Below are 21,419 nucleotides of genomic sequence, written 5' to 3' on the forward strand. Positions count from 1 at the left end.
CGCTCTGGCTCAACTACGGAGATCGCGGTGCTCGAAAGCAACGATCCCGGTCACGAGCCCGACCATCGAGACGACGACGAGCCACACGAGTGGCGTCACCGAGACAGTACCGCCAGGAAGATGCGGGAGGTGCGTGAACGGCGACAGGTCGAGCACCATCTGGGGAAGACCGAGCACGGTCCCGACCTGCCCCAGCATCACGAACGCGGCCAGCAGACCCCAGGTCGCGACCGAGAACCGAGGGACGAACCCGAACAGAACGATGCCCGACGCCGTCAGTATCCAGACTGCGGGCAGTTGGCTCATCGCACCGGCGAGCACTCCCGGCAGCACCGACCCGACGTCGCCCACCGACATTCCGTACGGAAGACCTGCTGCGAAGCCGACGACCGTCATCGCGACGGCCGGGCCGCCCAGCGCGAACACGACTGTGCTCACCAGCCACCGAGTCCGCCCGACGCTCCCGGCCAACACAATCTCCGCGATGGACGACTCCTCGTCGCCGTGGGCCTGTAGCACCGACGAGACGGACATGGCCGCCGCACCGATTCCGAGGATGCTCAGGGCCGTCGCCAGGAACGAATCGACCAGCGAGGACCCCCCGAACTTGCTCAGCGCGTCGCCGATCGCCGCACTCCCACCCAACTGACCCTGCACGCTGTCCGCGGCACTGCCCAGCACCGCCGCGATCACCCCGAGTCCGACGGTCCACGCCAGCAGACTGCCGCGCTGGGCGCGCCACGCCAGGCCGAACACGCCCTGCAGAGACGACGTGGGCTTACCGTCGCGCACCGCCACCAGACCGGCGCCCAGGTCACGCCTACTCGCGAGAGTGAACGCGAGCCCCACGGCGACCGTCGCCGCCACTGCCGGAAGCACCACTACCCACCACCGTTCGTCGGCGAACGGTCGTAGCTGTGACGACCACCCGATCGGCGACAGCCACGACAGCGTCCCGGAAGACCCTGAAGTTCCTGATGCGCCCGCATCACCGACGGCCCGCAGCACGAACGCCGCCGCCAGCACCGTGATCGCGTAACCGCGCGCCGCACGCGCGTTGAAGCCGACCTGCGCGGCAACGGCAGCGACCCCGACGAACACGACGCCCACCGCGGCGATCGACAGCCCGAACGCGACGCTGCCACCCACCGCGAACCCCGAGGCCGCCAGCGCTGTCGCGGCGATCACCGCCGTCATCAACACACCCGTCGCCGCCAGCGCCATGGCCGCGCACAGCCCGTCGCGTCGACCGACCGCCGTCGAGCCCACCAGTTCGGTCCGGCCCGCGTCTTCCTCCGCACGGGTGTGCCGGATCACCGTCAGCAGTGCCGCGAGAGGCACGAGCGTCAACAGAATCCCGGAGCGCCACGTGACGAGCGCGCCCAGGTCGGCGCCGAAGATCGGGCCGACCAACGCCAGCTCGGCGGGCGTCTGCGCTGTCGCCTCGTAGAACGCCTGACGATCTGCCACCGTCGGGTAGAGCCCTTCGAAACTGACTGCGTAGAGCAGTGGAACCAAGCCGATGGCCAGCACCCACAGTGGCATCGCCACCCGGTCGCGGCGAGCGAACAGTCGGACCAACTGGAAAATGCCGCTCACGACTGCGCCACGTAGTACTTCAGAAACAGGTCTTCCAGCGTGGGAGGCGAACTGACGATGCTGGTGATCCCGAGCGCAGCCAACCTCGTCATCAGCTCCGGCAGTTCAGCGGACGCCACCCGGCAGATCAGTCGGTGCCCGTCGACCTCGATCACCCCGGGCAGGGAGGCATCGGGCGGGGAGGCATCGGGCGGGGAGGCATTGGGCAGACCAGCACCGGGCAGGGTCTCGACGACGACGGTGACCGTCGTGTGCGTCAGGTGCCTCATGTCCTTCAACGATCCCGTGTCGACGGTTCTGCCCTCACGGATGATCGTCACACGTTCACACAGCTTCTCGACCTCCGACAGAATGTGCGAGGACAGCAGCACCGTCGCACCGCGGGCCGACGCATCGGCGACGCAGTCGGCGAAGACCTGCTCCATGAGCGGGTCCAGACCGGAGGTGGGCTCGTCCAGCAGAAGCAGTTCTGCGTTCGACGAGAACGCCGAGACGAGGGCGACCTTCTGCCGGTTCCCTTTGGAGTAGGTGCGAGTCTTCTTCCTCGGATCGAGCGAGAAGCGCTCCAGCAGGTCCTCGCGTCGACGCGAATCGAGACCACCCCGCATACGACCGAGGACGTCGATCACCTCACCACCGGTCAACGACGGCCACAGCGTGACGTCCCCCGGCACGTACGCCAGGCGGCGGTGCAACTCCACCGAGTCGGCCCAGGGGTCCTTTCCGAACACGGACACCTCCCCGGACGTGGCACGAACGAGCCCCAGCAACACGCGGATGGTGGTCGATTTGCCCGCACCGTTAGGGCCGAGAAAGCCGTGCACTTCGCCCTGCCCGACGCTCAGATCCAGGCCCGCCAGCGCGAGCGACGTGCCGAAGGTCTTCCGCAAATCCCTGACGTGCACCACCATGGACGAGCTCCCTGCCTTTGCAGTCACGACTCGAAGGCCACTTCTCTGCGATGAGTGTAAAGATGGGATGCATGACAGTTGTGGATTCTGGACAGGCGAACTCTGGTATCGACCTCAGCTACACGGACGCGGACACTCGGGCGCAGGACGACCTGTTCGTCCACGTGAACGGCAAGTGGCTGGACGAGTACGCCATTCCCGCGGACCGGGCCGTCGACGGGGCGTTTCGGACGCTGTACGACAAGGCGGAAGAGGACGTGCGCACGATCATCCAGGAGAGCGCGGCGTCGCACCCCCCGGTCGGGACCGACGCGCAGAAGATCGGCGACCTCTACTCGAGCTTCCTCGATGCGGACGCCGTCGAGGACGCCGGCCTGACGCCCATCGCCGACGAACTTGCTGCCGTCGCCGATGCGGGTGACCTGGTCACCCTCGCCGAGGTTCTCGGTTCGTTGCAGCGCACCGGGATCGGCGGCGCCATCGGCCACTACGTCGACACCGACGCCAAGGATTCCTCCCGCTACCTCGTGCATTTCTCGCAGTCCGGCATCGGCCTGCCCGACGAGTCGTATTACCGCGAGGAGGGGTACGCCGACATCCGCGACGCCTACGTCGCTCACATCGAGAAGATGTTCTCGCTCGCCGGACTCTCCTACGACGCCAGGAAGGTGTTCGACCTCGAGAAGAAGCTCGCCGCGGGCCACTGGGACGTCGTCGCGCGTCGTGACGCGGAGAAGAGCTACAACCTGGTCGACTTCGACACGCTGGTGAAGAACGAACCCGGATTCAACTGGACCGCATGGATTTCCGGACTCGGAGGCACCACGGAGCAGTTCGCCGAGATCGTCGTGCGGCAGCCCCCGTTCCTGTCCACGTTCACCGGACTGTGGGTGTCCGCGGACATCGAGGACTGGAAGGCGTGGCTCGCCTGGCGCATCGTGCACGGCCGTGCGCCCTACCTGACTGCCGCGCTGGTCGACGAGAACTTCGCGTTCTACGGAAAGAAGCTGAGCGGCACCGAGGAGAACCGGGAGCGCTGGAAGCGTGGCGTCTCACTGGTGCAGGACCTGCTCGGCGAGTCCGTCGGCAAGCTCTACGTCGAGCGTCACTTCCCCGCGGATGCCAAGGCGCGCATGGAGGTTCTCGTCGCGAATCTGCGTGAGGCCTACCGTCGCAACATCACCGATCTCGAGTGGATGAGCCCGGAGACCAGGCAGAAGGCACTGGACAAACTCGAGAAGTTCACCCCGAAGATCGGGTACCCGGATCGCTGGCGCGACTACTCCGCCGTGGAGATCGAGGCGAGCGATCTTCTCGGCAACTACCGACGCGGCTACGTCGCCGAATACCAGCGCGATCTCGACAAGCTCGGTGGCGAGGTGGACCGTGACGAGTGGTTCATGACTCCGCAGACCGTGAACGCCTACTACAACCCGGGGCTCAACGAAATCGTCTTTCCTGCAGCGATTCTGCAGCCTCCGTTCTTCGACTCGGGCGCCGACGACGCGGCCAACTACGGCGGAATCGGAGCCGTCATCGGCCACGAGATCGGGCACGGTTTCGACGACCAGGGCGCCAAGTACGACGGCGACGGCAACCTCGTGGACTGGTGGACCGATTCGGACAGAACCGAATTCGGCAAACGCACCACTGCGCTGATCGACCAGTACAACCAGTTCGAACCGAAGGCGCTCCCCGGCCACAAGGTCAACGGCGAGTTCACGATCGGTGAGAACATCGGCGACCTCGGCGGCCTGTCCATCGCCGTCGCCGCGTACAAGATCGCGCTGGACGGCAAGGAGGCTCCGGTGCTCGACGGGCTGACCGGGCTGCAGCGAGTGTTCTTCGGCTGGTCGCAGGTGTGGCGAACGAAGGCACGCGACGAGGAAGCGATTCGCAGGCTTGCGGTCGATCCGCACTCGCCGCCCGAGTTCCGCTGCAACGGCGTAGTACGCAATCTGGACAGTTTTCACGAAGCGTTCGATGTGAAGCCGGGCGATGCGTTGTACTTGGAGCCACAGGAGCGGGTCAGGATCTGGTAATCACGTGAGTGGAAATGTAGTGCCTTCGGGTCGCTCCGCAGGCTCCGCTCCTGCCCCCTGGCCTACATTTCCACCCACACGGATGGGGGGACGACGTGAAGAACAGAATCAGGTGGATCGCAGCGCACGGTCTCGTGCGGTACGGGGCCGAGAAGGCCGCAAAGGCCGGTGATCTGCAGGCCAAGCTGGTTGTCGATCCGGAGACGCGCGCGAATCCGCGGCAAGTGTTCGAGAAGATTCGGGCCACCGGGCCCCTGGTGAAAACCCGGATTTCCAACATCACGGTCACCCATCGCGTGGTCCACGATCTGCTGCGCTCGGACGACCTCAGGGTCACCGAGATCGGCGCCAGCCTGCCCAGTCCACTTCGATGGATCGAGAACCGAACCAGGTCCAAGGCTCTTCATCCGCTGAAACCGCCCTCCCTGCTGTCGGTCGAACCGCCCGAGCACACCCGGTACCGAAAGCTCGTGACCTCGGTGTTCACCCCACGCGCGGTCGCCCGCATGCGAGAGATGGTGCAGGAGAAGGCCGACAGTCTGCTCAGCGAGCTCGCCGCGGCAGGTCCACAGGTGGACATCGTGCACGAGTACTGCGCGCAGCTGCCCGTCGCCGTCATCAGCACCATCCTCGGAGTCCCCGACAAGGACCGGCAACGGGTGCTCGAATTCGGGGAGATGGCCGCCCCGAGCCTGGACATCGGGCTGTCCTGGGAGCAGTTCAACCGCGTCGAGGACGGCCTGGCGCAGTTCGACGCCTGGCTTGCCGGCCACCTCGCGGAACTGCGCCGCAACCCCGGCGACGACCTGATGAGCCAGCTGATCAGGGCCGAGGACGACGGCGTCGGACTCGACGACGAGGAACTGCGGGCAACGGCAGGCCTCGTACTCGCGGCGGGCTTCGAAACGACCGTGAACCTACTCGGCAGCGGAATCCGGCTCCTGCTCGACAACCCGGACCAACTCGAGATTCTGCGCGACGACCCGTCGCACTGGCCGACGGCCGTCGACGAGATGCTTCGGCTGGAATCCCCGGTGCAGCTCACCGCCCGCATGGCACGCCACGACGTGACGATCGAGGGCGTCCCCATCTCCGAAGGGTCGCTGGTGATTCTGGTCCTGGCCGGCGCCAACCGCGACCCCGACGTGTTCGACGACCCGTACCGCTTCGACGTCACCCGAGCCAACGCAGGCAAGCACCTGTCGTTCTCCGGCGGCAGGCACTACTGCCTCGGCGCGTCGTTGGCCAAGGCGGAAACCGAAGTCGGCCTGAAGACCCTGTTCGACAAATTCCCCCACCTGCGGCTCGCAGGTGAGGGAATTCGCCGCGACACCCGAGTCCTGCACGGCTGGGCGTCGCTGCCGGTGGATCTGGGGCAGCCCGCTACAGCCGATCACCCGTCGTAGCGGAGAAGAAGAACACCTCGTCGAGCTTCGGAACGAGCCGAACGGTCTCGGCCAACCCGATGGACAACCGCCGGTCGACGCGCACCGACACCCGGCCGGACTGCGTGCTCCAGTCCGAACCGAGGGGTGGAGCGCCGTACAGGAACGATTCGGCGCCCAGTTCCTCGATCAGTTCGACCGCGACCTCAACAGCTCCAACCCCCTTCCCGACGAGATCCCACGACTGCGCCGATGATCGTTCCCGCAAGCTCCACGACTGCGCCGATGATCGTTCCCGCAAGCTCCACGATTCTGGCCGGATTCCGACCGTCACGCGGGGATCCCGCGTGGGAGCAGGGATGCGTATGTCGCCGACCACGGCGGCGCCGTCGACGACCGGAGCGTCGATCAGGTTCATCCCGGGTGAGCCGATGAACGACGCGACGAACGTGTTGACCGGGTTGTCGTACAGCTCACGCGGCGACGCGATCTGCTGCAACTTGCCTGCCTGCAGTACCGCGACCCGGTCGCCCATCGTCATGGCCTCGACCTGATCGTGCGTCACGTACACCGTGGTGGTGCCGAGCCGCTTCTGCAATCCGGCGATCTGCGCTCTGGTACTGACGCGCAGTTTGGCGTCGAGGTTGGACAACGGCTCGTCCATGCAGAACACCTTGGGCTGCCGGACGATCGCACGGCCCATCGCCACCCGCTGACGCTGACCACCCGACAGCTTGCCGGGTTTGCGGTTCAGCAAGGGCTCGAGTTCCAGCATCTTCGCGGCGTCGAGTACACGAGCAGCTGTGTCCGCCTTGCTCATTCCCGCGTTGCGGAGCGCGAATCCCATGTTGTCCCCGACGGTCATGTTGAGGTAGAGCGCGTAGTTCTGGAACACCATCGCCACGTCCCGCTCACGAGGAGCGAGCGACGTGACGTCGACGCCGCCGATGTCGATGTGGCCGCTCTCGACCGATTCCAGACCGGCCAGCATCCGCAGGCTCGTCGACTTGCCGCACCCCGACGGGCCGACGAGAACGATGAATTCACCGTCGGCGATGTCGAGTTCGAGCGAGTCGACGGCCAGCGTGTCCGCCCCCGGGTAGCGGTGCGATACGCCCGCGTAGTGAACCCCTGCCATTACGACGGGAGGTTCGGGGTGATCTGGCGGTCGATGATCTGCTGCAGCTGATCCTGAACGCCGGCGAACGTGGTTGCGACATCGGCATTCTGCAGTGCGATCTGCTCGAGGCCCGTACCGATGATCTTGTCACCACCGGGAACGAAGACACGTGCGTAGTCCTGCGACCGCGTCCGAGCGAGCTGGTCGACGGCCGTCTTGGCGTTCGGGTTGGCGGCGAGGAACTCGATCTCGCTCGGATCCTCCTGCGCGGACTTACGGACCGGCATGTACCCGGTGTTCTGCGAGAAGTACGACGTACTCGCTGCATTGGTGAAGAAGTCGATGAACTTCAGCGCATTGACCTTGCGCTCCTCCGAGATCTTCGACGGGATGGCGAGGCCGGCTCCACCCGTCGGGCAGCCCGGTTGTCCGTCGGCGGCAGGGAGGAACGCCGTGCCGAAGTCGAACGCCGCATTCTGGGTGATGCCGGACAGGTCACCGGTGGACGCGATCGTCGACGCGAGGATGCCCGCACCGAAGTCGTTGGCGATGTCGTTGGAGACCGCCGCGTACTTCTTGGTGTGGATCATGTCCTTGAGGAACTGACCGGCGGCGATGGTGTTGGGGTCGTCGAACTTCAGGGTGAAGCCGTCGGAGTACGCACCGCCGAACGTCCAGATGGGGCCCTCGAAGGTCCACCCCAGGTAGTCCACCGCGTTGCCCCAGCCGTGGGCCAGCTTGCCACCTCCGACGACAGCCTGGATGCGCGGACCCCACTCGTCGAATTCCTGCCAGCTGGCCGGTCCGCGGTCCGGGAGTCCCGCCTGCGCCCAGACGTCCTTGTTGTAGTAGAACAGCGGGGTCGAGCGTGCGTACGGCAGCGCCCAGTGGTTGCCGTTCCAGTTGTAGTCCGCGAGAAGAGAATCGACGTAGTCGCTGGAATCCACACCCGCGGCGGAGAAGTGCTGATCGAGCGGCTCGATGGCGCCGGTGAGCGCGAAGTTGAACCACCACACGTCGGAGAGGACCACCACGTCCGGGACGTCGTTGCCGGACAGCGAGGCGTTGAACTTCTGCGCCACTTCCTCGTAGTTCTTGCCACCATCGATGAGATTGACCGTCAGACCGGGGTTCTCGGCCTGGAAGCGGGAGATGAGCTCGCGCTCGAACTCCTGCGACTTGCCGGGGTGGCTGGACCAGAAGTTGATGGTGTTCGCGTCGCCCGATCCTTCGGATCCGGACGAGCTGGTTCCCGGGCTGCTGCACGCAGCCAGGGCGGCGGCAGCGGCTGCTGCACCGGTGAGCGTGAGGAATCCGCGGCGATTGATGTTGGCCATGTGTTTCTTTCTCCTGAAGAGGTAGAGCGAATCAACCTTTGACCGCACCGGAGGTGAGGCCTTTGATCATGTGGCGTTGCAGGGCGAGGAAAACGATGAGGATCGGAAGGATGGTCAGAATGGTCGCCGCCATCACCGCGCCCCAGTTGGTGTATCCCTCACTGTTCTGCAGAAGCGTCAGGCCCACCGGTAGCGGTGCGACGGACGAATCGTCGGACATCAGGAAGGGCCAGAGGTATTCGTTCCATTCGTTCACGATCGTGATGATCGCGAACGCCACCATGGTCGGTCCGGAGAGCGGGAGCACCACCCGGAACAGCAACCGGAAAGGCCCTGCCCCGTCCATTCGTGCCGCTTCGATGATCTCGGCCGGCAGCGACAGGAAGTGGTTGCGCATCAGGAAGGTTCCGAACGCAACGCCGGCGAGAGGAATGATGATGCCCTGAAACGTGTTTCGCCATCCCAGCTCGGAGATCAGCGAGTAGTTGGAGATGACGGTGATCTGATTGGGCACCATCAGAGCGGCGATGATCACCAGGAACACGATGTTCTTGCCGGGGAACCGCAGGAACACCAGGCCGTACGCACTGAGTACGCCGAGGACGAACTTGATGGACGCAACGACACTGGTGATGATCACCGAATTACGTAGGTATGTGAAGAACGGGACCTCCGTCGTCGCCTCGGTATAGTTCTCGGGTCGGAAGGAACTCGGCCACCAGGTGACGGGTTGGACGTAGATGTCGCCGCGTTCCTTGAACGAGGTGATGAGGATCCAGAACAGTGGAAGCCCGATCATCAACAACACGAGAACCATTGCGATGTAGCCGAACACCGTCGACAGGCTGCGCTGACGTTGCGGGTCTTTCGGTGCGCTCCGAGGCGGCTGGGACGTGTCCGGTTTCAGTGTGGCGGTCATCGCTGATCGTCTCGATCCATGATGCGAACCTGTACGAGGGTGATGATCAGAAGGACCACGAACATGATCGTCGCGACCGTCGCCCCGTAACCCGCTCGGAAGTTGCGGAAAGTCTCCTCGTACACCTGGAAGACCATCGTCGTGGTGCCGTTGCCGAGCGGGCCACCTCGGGTCATGACATTGATGATGTCGAAGACCTGCAGCGAGTTCAGGAGCACGGTGATGGACAGGAAGAAGGTCGTCGGACGCAGCTGCGGCAGCAGCACTTTGCGGAACGTCGTCCACTTGGACGCGCGGTCGATCTCGGCGGCCTCCATCAACTCCTTGCGTGTCCCCTGCAGCGCGGCGAGGTAGATGACGAAGGTGTAGCCGAGGTTCTTCCACAGGTAGGTCACCGTGATCATGAACAGCGCCCACGTGGGGTCCTGATAGAAGTCCGGCGACGAGACTCCGATGCGCTGCAACAGATCCTGCACGAGGCCGAAGTTGGGATCGAACACGAACTGGAACGCGATACCGATCGCCGCGCCGGAGATCACGAACGGCGCGAACACGGCAGACCGGACGAAATTGCGGCCCCGCAACTTTCGGTCCAACAGCATGGCCAGGACCAGACCGAGCACCAACGATCCGACGACGGCGGCGATCGTGAAGATGACAGTGTTGGACACGATGGTCCACGTGTCGTCCCGCGAGAACCATTCGCGGTAGTTCGCGAGCCCGATGAACGTCGACGTGGGCGAGGACAGATTCCAGTCGTAGAAGCTGAACTGGAAGTTCTCGACGAGCGGCCGATAGGTGAACACCACCAGCAGGGCCAGGTTGGGGCCCAGAAGAATCAGGAAGAGTGCGTAGTCACTCCACGGTCTGCCGAAGAACGATTTTCGGCGTGCTGTGGGCAGCACTCGTTCCGTTGTAGTACTCACTGCGGGAACTGTGCTCACCTACCGAGAACGGTTGGTGAACGAATCCCTAACTCAGTCGGTCGTCGAAAAGAAAACAACCCACTGTGAGTGGGGGCTAGCGGTTCCAGTCCCCCAGGCCGTCGGAGCCGCTGAGGGTGCCGCCTGCCGTGCCGGTGACGACGACGGGGTCACCCTTCTGCGAGTTCTCGAAGAACCACTTGCCGTCCTCGGTGCTGACGTTGAGGCAGCCGTGGCTGACGTTCTCGTAGCCCTGCGAACCCACCGACCACGGCGCTGCGTGGACGAAGATGCCGCTGTACGAGATACGCGTGGCGTACTCGACGTAGGTGCGATACCCCTCGGGGGAGTCCACCGGAACTCCGTAGGTCGAGGAGTCCATGTACATCTCGCGAACACGCTCGCCGACGATGTAGGTGCCGTTCGGTGTCTCGTGACCGGCCTTGCCGAACGAGGTGGGCATCGTCCTGACGACCTCACCGTTGCGGGTGACGGTGATGGTCTTGGTGGCGTCGTCGGCCGTGGTGATCACCGAGTCGCCGGTGGAGAAGTCCGCGCGCGAACCGCCTGCCTCGACGGTGACCTGGGTGTGCGCCGGGTAGAACTCGTTGGGCAACCACCGCACCTGGGTGTCGTTGATCCAGTAGAAGTGGCCCTCGACCGATGGGCTCGTGGTGACCCGGATGGCTGCCTCGGCTGCGCCGCGGTCCGCGATGGCCTCGTTGAACCGAATGGCGATGGGCTGCGCGACTCCGACGACCTCACCGTTGGGCGTGATCGACGGATCGGAGAAGTTGGCGGGCGCGAGGCGCTGGATCTGCGGTTCAGGAACAACAGGAAGAACCTGATCGGACGATCCGACGCCGGGGATGTCGGGGCCACCGGGCCACAACGGCTCTGCAGTGGCGGGCGACACCAGGGTGGCCGCACCGACGGCCGCGATCACCGCTGTCAGAGAGATGCGTGTGACAGTACGACGAAATGCCATGAGTATCCCGATCCATCCTTCTGTGCTGTGCGACCTGCCGTGTGGTGGGCTGGCGCATGAAGTCCTCGCCGCCATTAACACACACCCTTACCGCCGAGTGCCAATCGACTTCGTGAATTCAGGGTCATTCCGCAGGCTGACCGACGATTCCTGCTTTCTTCGCTGCCGACCGTACTTGAAATGCAGATACGACAAACAGGACACCGAACAGCAGTGCGAATACGCCGATCAACCACACGATGCTCAGAATGCCGCTGACCGGCGAGAACACCAGAACGAGTCCGAACAGGAGTTCCACGATGCCGGCGAACAGAAGCATTCCCCAGTGAGATGAACCCGGCGATGTGCCTGCAACTTTTCGCAAGCGGATGGAACCTGCTATTTCGAGAATTCCACCCATGATGGCCCAGATACCGATGACGAAAACAGCCGCGAGTGCGGTTATGCCCGGCCATACGAACGCCACGATTCCGGCGACGAGCGAGACGACGCCGCCGAGTAACCACCAGACCCATCCGGATTGGACACGGCGCGCCTGGACCGCTCGGATGATCGCGGAGATGCCGTCGACGATCGCGTAGGCACCGAAGACCACGACGAGTGCCCAGACGGTGACGCCGGGCCACACGAGGGCCACGATGCCGAAGATCACGGCGACGATGCCTCTGAGCAGCACCGCCCACCACAAGTCCTTGCCGATTCTCAGCAACGCGTCGGCCCCGTCGCGTTCAGAGAATTCGTAGCGTCCCGAAGGCTCAGTGGTCACGTCGGTTCTCCTTCTGTCCATCGCAGTGAGTACAAGTGCACGTCGTCACCGAACGCTCACGGCATCGAGTTCCAGGTGGTCGACCCGTCGGAAATGCAGATCTGGCCGGTGCTGAGGTTGACAGCGAATCCGGCGCCTGCCTGGCAGCTGACGCCTTCGGCAGCTGTTCCGACGAACGTCTGTCCCCTGGTCAGCGACAACGCGAACGCGAGAGCGCCTGGATCGGGAGAGACGATCGACACGGAATCACCGCCGATCGACACGGCGCCGACGGTGCCCGCTGCGCTTTCCGCGGCGGCCACACCACCGGAACGGGCGACGGACAGAGCCGACCCGCCGGCTTCGGCACGTGCGAAGGACACTCCGCCCAGCGCGTGTGCCAGCGCGCGGGAGAACTCGTCGACGCTCGATCCGCATGCGGCTGTGCCGTCCACGACGACCGTGTCGACACCTGGTCGCGCCGGACACGACAACTCGGCGGCCGACGCCTGCGACGGCGACACCGTGGCCACCGAGGCTCCGGCAAGAGCGCAGCCCGCGAACAGCGCTGCCGTTCGGTATCGCCCGTACCCTGCCACCGGAGCACCTTTCTGTCAGCGTGATCGACGCTCGTATGTTTGGATTGTGCCACTACGGGGGACCATCTAGCGGGTCTATCGGACCCGTCAATTCTCCGTCGAGCCACCGGCGGCTCACACAATGCCGCCTCCGACGCCTGTACGAATCGTTGCCCCTGGTCACCGCGGCCCGGGGCCTGTTCTCTCGTATGGGGACGGAACGGCTTCCGCGGATGGGGGTCGAAGTGTTCGACAAGCAAGCGCCGATCGAGCGCGCTGTGGTGGTTGTGCCGGTTCACAACGAGGAAGCACTTCTGGACTCGTGCCTGTCTGCGCTGGTCAGGTCGTGTGAGCAGGTCGACATCGACGTCGACCTCGTCGTGGTTCTGGATTCCTGCACCGACACCTCCGCCGACATCGCCGCGACGTGGGCCGACAAGGTCGATGCCACGGTCCTCACCATCGAGCGACGCAACGTCGGAGCAGCCCGCGCAGCCGGTTTTCTGTCGGCCACCGGACCCGCAGGCAAAGCACAGGACAACACCTGGTTCGCGACGACCGACGCCGACAGCACCGTCGGACTGGAGTGGATCTCCTCGCACCTCGCTCACGCAGCGCAGGGTGCGCATGCCGTGGCGGGGACCGTCGTCACCGAGCTGGATTCGCCCGCGTTGACTCTGGTGTACGACGCCGGCTACCGCCACAGGTCCGGCCATCGCCACGTGCACGGCACCAATCTCGGACTGCGCTCGGACGTGTACTGGACCGTCGGCGGATTCGGAGCACTGACCACCGGCGAGGACGTCGACCTGATGGCACGTGTCGAACGCGCTGGCGTACCGGTTCTCTACTCGTGCGATTCGCCCGTGCTGACGTCGTCGAGGCGCTCCGGCCGAGCACCCGACGGGTTTGCCGCTCACCTGCAAGATCTCGAATTGGCCATCGCCCGATGACGGTCGACGGTAGCTCGCTCGTCGAGCGTCTCAAGCGGTTCGTCGCCGACGAGGCACCCGAAATGCCGCTTCCCGGATCGGGTTTCACCGACACTCGCTGGTTGACGCTCGCCGGACTCGGCCGCGAGGACACGGTTCTCGGGCGTCTGGCCGAGGGCCACGCTGACGCAGTGGCCATTCTCGCCGAACTCGGCGGCCCGGCTCCGAGCCGCGGGCAGATCTGGGGCGTCTGGGCGGCGGAACCGCCGTCGCCGGTGCTCGAGGCGGCGCAGGGCAAGAACGGGTGGAAGCTCACCGGCGTCAAACCGTGGTGCTCGGGCGCTCATATCGTCACGAATGCCCTCGTCACTGCCCGTGTCGGAGATCGATCGCGGTTGTTCGCCGTCGACATGACACAGGACTGGTGCTCGCCGATTCCGAACACGTGGCACGCCGTCGGGATGTCTCGAAGCGATTCCGGGACAGTGCGTTTCGACGGTGCGAACGCGGTCCCCGTCGGCGAGATCGGGTCCTACGTCGAACGCCCGGGCTTCTGGCACGGTGGGCTCGGCGTGGCTGCGGTGTGGTTCGGCAGTGCCTGCGCCGTCGCCGATACGTTGCACGCGGCCGCGCAATCGAGTTCCGATCCGCACACCATGGCTCATCTCGGCGCGGTGGCGGCATCGCTCGGCGCCGCGTCGGCAGCGCTGACCACCGCCGCAGCGGAGATCGACGCCGATCCCACCGACTCGGAGGCCCGCGGCAGCACCAGAGCACGGATCGTCCGGGCGATCGTCGAGAGCGCCGCGACCGACACCATCGACCGAGTGGGCCGCGCGTTGGGCGCCGCCCCGCTGTGCGCGAACGGTGAGCATGCACGCCGCGTCGCCGATCTGACCGTTTTTCTACGCCAGAGCCATGCCGAGCGCGATCTCGCAGCGCTGGGCCAGGAGATCGCGAAGGAAGAGTCGCCATGGTAGCCGCCGCCGAACACACCGACACGCAGGAAACCAGAACGTTCGACACCGTCGACGACCCGGGCACACCGCTCGAGGTGTGGCGGCAGTGGACACCGTCGTTCCCGCCGCTCGATCTCGGTCGATGCCGCGAGATGATCGTCGTCGCGCCCCATCCCGACGACGAAGTGCTCGGGGTCGGTGGTCTGATGTCGCTCGCCGCCGCGTCGGGCATCCGGGTGTCCGTCGTGGCCGTCACCGACGGCGGCGCGTCGCATCCCGGCTCGCCGACGATGTCCGAGGCGCAGCTGATCGACGAGCGGCCGCGTGAGGCGAGGCGCGCTCTGACCGAACTCGGTCTCGACGTCGACCCGATCCGGCTCGGCTTCCCGGACGGCGAGGTCGCCGAGCACGAGGACGAGCTCGCGCGGGCGCTCACCGAGCTGTTGTCCGGTGGACAGGGCACCTGGTGCCTGACGCCGTGGCGCGGCGACCGTCACCCCGACCACGAGGCGACGGCGCGGGCATGTCTGACGGCGTCGAAACGCGTCGGGATCGCGGTGCTCGAGTACCCGGTATGGATGTGGCACTGGGCGTGGCCGGATCATCCCGAGGTTCCCTGGGGTCGCGCACTGGGGATCACTCTGGACGATCACACGGCCCGAGCGAAAAAGGCCGCGGCGCACCGGTTCACGTCCCAGATCCAGGACCTGTCGGACGATCCGGCCGACCGGGCAGTACTACCCCCGCATATTCTGGCGCGTTTGCTTCGATCCGAGGAGGTGGTCTTCGCATGACGGACGGCACTCTGCAGAAGGACTATTTCGACGATGTCTACGACGGCAACGACGATCCGTTCCGGCTCGGAAACAACTGGTACGAGGAGCGGAAATACGCTCTGACGTTGGCCGCGTTGACCGAGCCCCGGTATCGCCGTGCGCTCGAACCGGGCTGCTCGGTCGGAATACTGACCGAGAAACTGTCGAGCAGGTGCGACGATCTGACGTCCACCGACATCGTCGCGTCGGCGTTGGAGACCACGCGGGCTCGTCTCGACGCACGCAGCGGCGAGTCCGACGGTCGGGTTCAGCTGCGCGAATGGTCGCTCACGGACTCGTGGGACGTCTTCGACGAGGTCGGTCCGTTCGATCTGATCGTGCTCAGCGAGGTGGGGTACTACCTCGGCCCCGCCGATCTACGCGCCGCCCTGGGCCAGGCGGTGGCGCATCTCGAGCCCGGTGGCACGCTTCTCGCGGTGCACTGGCGACACCTCGTCGCGGACTATCCGCAGACCGGCGACCAGGTGCACGACGCCATCGGGGCCACCGACGGACTGGTCCGTATGGGCGGTTATGTCGACGAAGATGTGATACTCGAAGTGTTCGCTGCGGAGTCGTCCGCACGGAGCGAGTCGGCGGAGCCGACCGGAAGACCGGAATCGGTCGCACGACGTGAGGGTTTGATATGAGTGGGACTGAGATGAGCGACAGAATGACCAGCGGCGAGACCGCGACGCGCACCTATCGCGGCGGCGCACTCGAGGACCTGCTCGGACCGAACAGTCTGCACACCGACTTCGCCCCCATCGTCGACCTGATGACCCGTGAGGTGATCGGGTACGAAGCCATCGTCATGGGACCCGAGGATTCAGCGTTTCGCGAGCCTGCGGCCCTCGCGTCTGCGGCGCGGGCCATGGACATGACCGTCGACCTGGACCTCGTTCGCTGGGCCGGCGCCGTCGAGGGTGCCGCACGCCTCGATTCGCTTCAGGGGCTGCCGCTGTTCATCGCCATCGACCCCGACACACTGCCGTACCTCCCCGACCGCGGAGACGTCGACGCAGGCTCCGCCGTGTTGCAGCTGGACGAGACCTCACTGATCCGTCGACCCGCGCAGTTGCTTCGCGCGGTGGCCGACGTCCGCAAGCTCGGCTGGGCAATCGCCGTCGACCACGTCGGGGTGAAGCCGGAATCGCTGGCTCTGCTGCCACTCCTCGAACCGGATGTGGTCAAACTCGATCGCAGCTTGATCACCCAACGTCCGAGCCGGTTCACCGCCCGAGTCGTCAACGCCGTCGCGGCGTACACCGAACGCACGGGCGCGATCGTCATGGCGGAAGGAATCGACACCGAGGACGCCGTCGGGACCGCCATCGCGCTGGGCGCACGCGTCGGGCAGGGCCGGTTCTTCACCGAGCAGAACCCCATCCCGGTGGAGCCGTCGAAGCGACTGTCACCGTTGGATTTCCGCACGTCACCCGAGCGCGGATCGCTTCCGCGCTCCTCGCCGTACCAACTGGCCGCGGCGGGACGCGATTCCAAACCGTCGACCAAGCGTCTTCTGGTGGAGGTCAGCAAGGGGCTGGAGTCCATTGCCGGCCAGAGTCTGCAGACCGCCGTCATCCTCGGCTCGTTCGAGAGCCGGGAACATTTCACGCCACTGACCGCGCGACGCTGGGAGGTCATGGCGACGAGAGCCGCCCTCGTCGGTGCGCTCGCCGCAGGCATCGATCCCGAGCCCGCGCCGCGTGTACGTGGTGCGGACCTCGACCCCGACGACCCGGTACGGCTCGAATGGGTGGTGGTCGTGCTGTCTCCGCACTTCTCGGCGGTGCTGGCGGCGAAGGACATGGGAGACACCGGGCCGGACATGAACCGGCGCTTCTCCTACGTCCTGAGCCACGACCCGCAACTGACGGTCGACTGCGCGCGAAGCCTGCTGCTGCGGCTTCCGGTGGAACGTACCGGGCTCTGACCGATACGAGTCAGCGTTCGGCCTGTCGTTTCCGGGTCATTCCTGCAGGCTCCGCTCCTGCCCTGGTCGTTCCTGCAGGCTCCACTCCTGCCCTGGTCGTTCCTGCAGGCTCCACTCCTGCCCTGGTCGTTCCTGCAGGCTCCACTCCTGTCCGGGTCGTTCCTGCAGGCTCCACTCCTGTCCGGGTCGTTCCTGCAGGCTCCACTCCTGCCCTGGTCGTTCCTGCAGGCTCCACTCCTGCGTAACTCTCGGCGTCGGCGACAACCCGGCCCGCCAGTTCGGCCAGACGCGTGTTGGTTTCCTGGGAAAGCTTGGAGAGCAACGCGAACGCTTCCTGCGCACTCAGCTTGTAGCGTTCCATCAGCATGCCCTTGGCCTGGCCGATGATGTCGCGGGAGGTCAGCGCTGCGCGAATCTGCTGCTCCTCCTTGGCGCTCGAGAACGCGATGGCCGCGTGCGCGGCGAAGAGCGATCCGATCGACTCGGCGTCCTCACCGAACGCATCGTGACGGGTCGAGTGCAGGTTGAGAGCACCGAAGTTGTGGCCCTCGACGTACAACTGAAAGCAGATCATGCTGCGCACCCCCAGCGCCGACGCGGCTGCGGCGAACCGTGGCCAGCGTCGATCGGAGTCCATGTCGTCGATGCGGATGGTTCGCTGTTCGACGGCCGACTCCAGGCACGGGCCTTCGCCGATCTTCTGCTGAATCGCGTCGCACTGACCGGCGAGGTCACCGGTCAGTGCGGCGCTGTGTACGAATTTGCCGCGCAGCACCGTCGTGATGCTCGCCGCTTCGGCGGCCGGTACGTTCATGACGGCCGACTCGGTGATGGCGGCCAGTGTCCGGTCCGGGTCTCCGTGCTCACGGCGAAATTCCCTGGCCACCGCCGCCAGACGCTGACTCAGATCGAAGTCGGCCCCGGTCGTCTTCGGGACGTCCGCGCCGAGAACCTGCTCACTGATGAGAACCACCTCCGCCGAGATTTTACGACTCAGAGTTCGCTGGGTGCGATGAGCTGGTGCACGAATCGCATTTTGTCCAGCACTGTGGGCGGCAGCACGAACGGGTACAGATCCTGGTGGCCCATCGAGCGGTTGATCTGGTTGAGCGCCCAGGACAGCGGTAGCCACCACTCCACGATCTGATCGAAGCCGACGTCGCCCGGCAGTGGGCTGTCCAGCGTCGACCCGGCCGGGGCCATGCCGAAGGCTGCGGCTGTATCGAGGGTGTCACGAATGTGCAGGTAGTGGGCGAATGTCTCGGCCCAGTCCTCGGCCGGGTGCATCGTCGCGTAGGACGACACGTAGTCGTCCTCCCAGTTCTCCGGCGCACCCTCGTTGTAGTGCCGGTCCAGTGCCGCCTGGTAGTCGGTGTCCGGATCTCCGAACAGTTCCTCGAACCGCGGCCGGTGTTCACCCGTTCCGACGAGGACCATCTGGAAGTAGTGGCCGATCTCGTGGCGGAAGTGTCCGACGAGGGTGCGGTACGGCTCGGACATCGACACTCGGAGCTGTTCGCGGTGGACGTCGTCCCCCTCGGCCAGGTCGAGCGTCACCAGTCCGTTGGCGTGGCCGGTCATCACCTGCGTGTTGGCGCTCGACAGCAGATCGAACGCGAGACCGGTCTCCGGGTCTTTGTCACGCCCGTCGATCGGGAGACCCAGCTCGGTGAGCTCGAGAATGACCCGGCGCTTGTTCGTCTCCGCGTCCGCGTAGGCGACCATCGCATCGACGTCGTCGTCCGCGGGGCGTGTTCGGGTGAGTCGGCAGGAGAAGCACAGTTCCTCGCCGGTCGAGGTGTCGACGAGCCAGTTGCACCTGGCTGTGCCGAGGTTGGCGCACACCTTCCAGGTGACGTCGACATCGCTGCCGGGTGTGGTGATGTCGATCTCGGCGGCACCGTCACCGTCCGTGTCCGGGAGCGGCAACAGGGCGCGGGTGGGAAGGTGGAACCCCAACGCACTGTGGCAGTTGAGGCACAGTGAGTTCTCGAACGAGAGTTTCTGACCGCACTTGCGGCAGATCAAAGCACGCATGATCCCGACTTTCATTGCTCAGGTGCCTTGGTCGACTTCAGGCCCACCAATGCTCGACTGCGAATATGACGGTATCCCGTCGGTTTCGGTACGTCGGAGATAACAGAATAATCACGATACGGTCACGGGGTACCGGAACGGTGGAAGCTTTCTTCCCGTCGGCGCGTTGCGTGGTGTGCGCAGCGACCGAACACGCTGCGCAGAGTCAGGTCCACCGGCTGGACCACCGATCGAGGGGATTTCTTCAACCGATGAGCACGCTTCCCTTCCCCGGACCTCGCACCTGATGGCCGACATGACACCGACGGTCTCGCCCGTACGGCGACTGGCCCAGCGCATCACCGACACCCTCGGCCCCGGAAAAGGAATCGCCTCCCGCGGAGCGGGCGGTAGCGAGACCGTTGCCGCAGGGGTCCTACTCGGAGCGACCCTACTCGCACTGTTGTGGGCGAACTCGCCCTTCGGTGACTCCTATCAGAGCTTCTGGCACACCGAACTCTCGATCACCGTGGGTGGCCACGGTATCTCGCTCGATCTCGCGCACTGGGTCAACGACGGCTTGATGGCGTTGTTCTTCTTCGTCGTCGGTCTCGAAGTCAAGAGAGAGTTCGCGATGGGCGAGCTCACCGACCGCTCTCGCGCGAGCATCCCCATCGTGGCCGCGCTCGCAGGACTTGCCGTCCCCGCGGTCCTGTTCCTGGTCCTGAATCCGTCCGGTGAGGCCGCGGGAGCCTGGGGCGTCGTCATCTCCACCGACACCGCGTTCGTCCTCGGCGCACTCGCGGTCATCGGGCCGAAGAAGGCCGCGCGCCTGCGCATCTTCCTGTTAACACTCGCCGTCGCCGACGACGTCGGCGCGCTGGCCATCATCGCGTTCTTCTACACCGACAAGGTCGAGATCGTTCCGCTGATCCTGGCGTTCGTCGGTCTGGCCGCTATCGCAGTGCTCCGACGCATGCAGGTGTGGCGCGGAATCGGCTATCTCGTCGTCTCGTTGGCCACGTGGGTCGCCTTCTACGAGTCGGGCGTGCACGCCACGCTCGCCGGAGTCATGATCGCACTCATCCTGCCGGTGTACCCGCCGAGGCGCAGCGAGGTGGAACGCGCAGCCGACCTCACCCGAGCGTTCCGCCAGTCGCCCAATCCCGAGTACGCCCGCGCGGCGAGGCTAGGCCTCGACCAGGCTGTTTCTGTCAACGAACGTCTGATGCGGCTGTATCAGCCCTACACCGCGTTCCTGATCGTGCCGATCTTCGCCCTCGCCAACGCGGGCGTCGTTCTCAGCGGCGACACCCTGCGTGCCGCCGCCACGTCACCGTTGACGTGGGGCATCGTCGTCGGCCTCGTCGCCGGCAAGCTCATCGGAATCACCAGTGCAGCAGCAATTTTCGCCAGGATGAAACCGACGGCCCTGGCGCCCGGTCTGACGATCTCACACATCGCGGGCGGTGCAGCACTGTCCGGAATCGGATTCACGATCTCGCTGTTCATCGTCGACCTCGCCCTCGACGACGAGTTCCTGGCCGACCAGGCGCGCGTCGGGGTACTGGCCGCGTCCGTCGTGGCGGCGCTGCTCGGCTGGCTGCTGTTCCGTATCGACGCGCGCATCCATCCGCCCAAGCAGGAGGTGTCGCACCGAATCCTGCGCCCGGTGGACGCCAAGCGCGATCACATCCGCGGTCCCGTCGATGCACCCTTGACCATCGTCGAGTACGGCGATTTCGAATGCCCGTTCTGCAGCAAGGCAACCGGAAGCATCAAGGATGTCCGAGCCCACTTCGGTGACGACGTCCGATACATCTTCCGGCACTTGCCCCTCGACGACTACCACCCGCACGCGCGGTACGCAGCCCATGCCAGCGAAGCGGCGTCGGCGCAGGGGAAGTTCTGGGAGATGGCGGACGTCCTGTTCGCGAACAGCGACGCACTCACTCCCGACGACATCGACGACTATGCCGAGGATCTCGGTCTGAACATGGACCGGTTCTCCGAGGATCTACGTACCGGCGATTACGTGGTTCGAGTGGAGGACGACGAGCTCGACGCCGTGTCGAGCGACGTCGAGGGCACCCCGACGTTCTATCTCGGCCGCGGGGACACCGACCTGATCCGGCACACCGGGCCCTACGATGCCGCCTCGCTCATCCGGGAACTGACACAGCTGCGACCATCCTCGACCTGACGCGGCTCCGC

The 21,419-nt window shown here is 65.4% G+C and carries 19 protein-coding genes; 8 read left to right on the forward strand and 11 right to left on the reverse strand.

Annotated elements, in window-relative coordinates:
• Positions 1-9 precede the first annotated feature (9 nt).
• Both CH293_RS08605 and CH293_RS08610 read right to left on the reverse strand, forming a co-directional pair.
• Positions 10-1,599, reverse strand: a complete 1,590-nt coding sequence (locus CH293_RS08605) for an ABC transporter permease (protein WP_094719965.1) — start codon at positions 1,597-1,599, stop codon at positions 10-12.
• On the reverse strand, positions 1,596-2,510 hold the full coding sequence (locus tag CH293_RS08610; protein WP_094719966.1) for an ABC transporter ATP-binding protein: 915 nt from the start codon (positions 2,508-2,510) through the stop codon (positions 1,596-1,598). The genes CH293_RS08605 and CH293_RS08610 overlap by 4 nt, the downstream gene beginning before the upstream one ends.
• Before the next feature lie 71 nt (positions 2,511-2,581).
• On the opposite strand from CH293_RS08610, the gene CH293_RS08615 reads away from it, so the two are divergent.
• Together CH293_RS08615 and CH293_RS08620 are read left to right on the forward strand one after the other, a co-directional pair.
• Positions 2,582-4,552: a M13 family metallopeptidase gene (locus tag CH293_RS08615; protein WP_176459949.1), complete on the forward strand. Its 1,971-nt coding sequence runs from the start codon at positions 2,582-2,584 to the stop codon at positions 4,550-4,552.
• Between the two features lie 95 nt (positions 4,553-4,647).
• The gene (locus CH293_RS08620) at positions 4,648-5,958 is read left to right on the forward strand and encodes a cytochrome P450 (protein ID WP_037109391.1); all 1,311 of its coding nucleotides are present in this window, start codon (positions 4,648-4,650) and stop codon (positions 5,956-5,958) included.
• Here the strand turns inward: CH293_RS08620 and CH293_RS08625 are convergent.
• The 7 genes from CH293_RS08625 to CH293_RS08655 form a co-directional block, all read right to left on the reverse strand.
• Entirely contained in the window at positions 5,936-7,075 is a 1,140-nt protein-coding gene (locus CH293_RS08625; protein ID WP_094719968.1) for an ABC transporter ATP-binding protein, read from the reverse strand. The two genes, CH293_RS08620 and CH293_RS08625, sit on opposite strands and share 23 nt — an antisense overlap.
• Positions 7,075-8,394 carry an ABC transporter substrate-binding protein gene (locus CH293_RS08630; protein WP_037109399.1) on the reverse strand — a complete coding sequence of 440 codons (1,320 nt, stop codon included), beginning with the start codon at positions 8,392-8,394 and terminating at the stop codon, positions 7,075-7,077. Before CH293_RS08630 ends, CH293_RS08625 begins: the two co-directional genes overlap by 1 nt.
• A gap of 31 nt (positions 8,395-8,425) precedes the next feature.
• Positions 8,426-9,313, reverse strand: a complete 888-nt coding sequence (locus CH293_RS08635; protein WP_037109402.1) for a carbohydrate ABC transporter permease — start codon at positions 9,311-9,313, stop codon at positions 8,426-8,428.
• Complete coding sequence (locus CH293_RS08640; RefSeq protein WP_170945191.1) at positions 9,310-10,239, reverse strand: carbohydrate ABC transporter permease; 930 nt, start codon at positions 10,237-10,239, stop codon at positions 9,310-9,312. The genes CH293_RS08635 and CH293_RS08640 overlap by 4 nt, the downstream gene beginning before the upstream one ends.
• Before the next feature lie 94 nt (positions 10,240-10,333).
• Positions 10,334-11,224 (reverse strand): L,D-transpeptidase, encoded by an 891-nt coding sequence (locus CH293_RS08645; RefSeq protein WP_094719969.1) that lies wholly within the window; start codon positions 11,222-11,224, stop codon positions 10,334-10,336.
• 124 nt (positions 11,225-11,348) lie between these two features.
• The gene (locus tag CH293_RS08650; protein ID WP_037109423.1) at positions 11,349-12,011 is read right to left on the reverse strand and encodes an HdeD family acid-resistance protein; all 663 of its coding nucleotides are present in this window, start codon (positions 12,009-12,011) and stop codon (positions 11,349-11,351) included.
• Between the two features lie 35 nt (positions 12,012-12,046).
• Positions 12,047-12,568, reverse strand: a complete 522-nt coding sequence (locus tag CH293_RS08655; RefSeq protein ID WP_094719970.1) for a DUF6764 family protein — start codon at positions 12,566-12,568, stop codon at positions 12,047-12,049.
• Between the two features lie 212 nt (positions 12,569-12,780).
• Between CH293_RS08655 and CH293_RS08660 the strand changes: the two genes are divergently transcribed.
• The 5 genes from CH293_RS08660 to CH293_RS08680 are packed head-to-tail and all read left to right on the forward strand — an operon-like array spanning position 12,781 to position 17,189.
• Positions 12,781-13,500, forward strand: a complete 720-nt coding sequence (locus tag CH293_RS08660; protein ID WP_094719971.1) for a glycosyltransferase family 2 protein — start codon at positions 12,781-12,783, stop codon at positions 13,498-13,500.
• Entirely contained in the window at positions 13,497-14,459 is a 963-nt protein-coding gene (locus CH293_RS08665; RefSeq protein ID WP_094719972.1) for an acyl-CoA/acyl-ACP dehydrogenase, read from the forward strand. Before CH293_RS08660 ends, CH293_RS08665 begins: the two co-directional genes overlap by 4 nt.
• A complete protein-coding gene (locus CH293_RS08670) occupies positions 14,453-15,232 on the forward strand; it encodes a PIG-L deacetylase family protein (protein WP_094719973.1) in 780 nt (259 codons plus the stop codon). The genes CH293_RS08665 and CH293_RS08670 overlap by 7 nt, the downstream gene beginning before the upstream one ends.
• On the forward strand, positions 15,229-15,903 hold the full coding sequence (locus CH293_RS08675; protein ID WP_094719974.1) for an SAM-dependent methyltransferase: 675 nt from the start codon (positions 15,229-15,231) through the stop codon (positions 15,901-15,903). The genes CH293_RS08670 and CH293_RS08675 overlap by 4 nt, the downstream gene beginning before the upstream one ends.
• An 11-nt stretch (positions 15,904-15,914) precedes the next feature.
• The gene (locus tag CH293_RS08680; RefSeq protein WP_255122768.1) at positions 15,915-17,189 is read left to right on the forward strand and encodes an EAL domain-containing protein; all 1,275 of its coding nucleotides are present in this window, start codon (positions 15,915-15,917) and stop codon (positions 17,187-17,189) included.
• Positions 17,190-17,199: 10 nt separating this feature from the next.
• Here CH293_RS08680 and CH293_RS08685 read toward each other — a convergent pair whose 3' ends face one another.
• Together CH293_RS08685 and CH293_RS08690 are read right to left on the reverse strand one after the other, a co-directional pair.
• Positions 17,200-18,162 (reverse strand): GAF and ANTAR domain-containing protein, encoded by a 963-nt coding sequence (locus CH293_RS08685; protein WP_369597559.1) that lies wholly within the window; start codon positions 18,160-18,162, stop codon positions 17,200-17,202.
• A 20-nt stretch (positions 18,163-18,182) separates the two neighbouring features.
• Positions 18,183-19,226, reverse strand: a complete 1,044-nt coding sequence (locus CH293_RS08690) for a putative zinc-binding metallopeptidase (protein ID WP_037110033.1) — start codon at positions 19,224-19,226, stop codon at positions 18,183-18,185.
• A 286-nt stretch (positions 19,227-19,512) separates the two neighbouring features.
• Between CH293_RS08690 and nhaA the strand changes: the two genes are divergently transcribed.
• A complete protein-coding gene (gene nhaA, locus CH293_RS08695; protein ID WP_094719976.1) occupies positions 19,513-21,408 on the forward strand; it encodes a Na+/H+ antiporter NhaA in 1,896 nt (631 codons plus the stop codon).
• Positions 21,409-21,419 lie beyond the last annotated feature (11 nt).

The sequence above is a fragment of the Rhodococcus sp. 14-2470-1b genome (assembly GCF_002259415.1).
Taxonomy (GTDB): Bacteria; Actinomycetota; Actinomycetes; order Mycobacteriales; family Mycobacteriaceae; genus Rhodococcoides.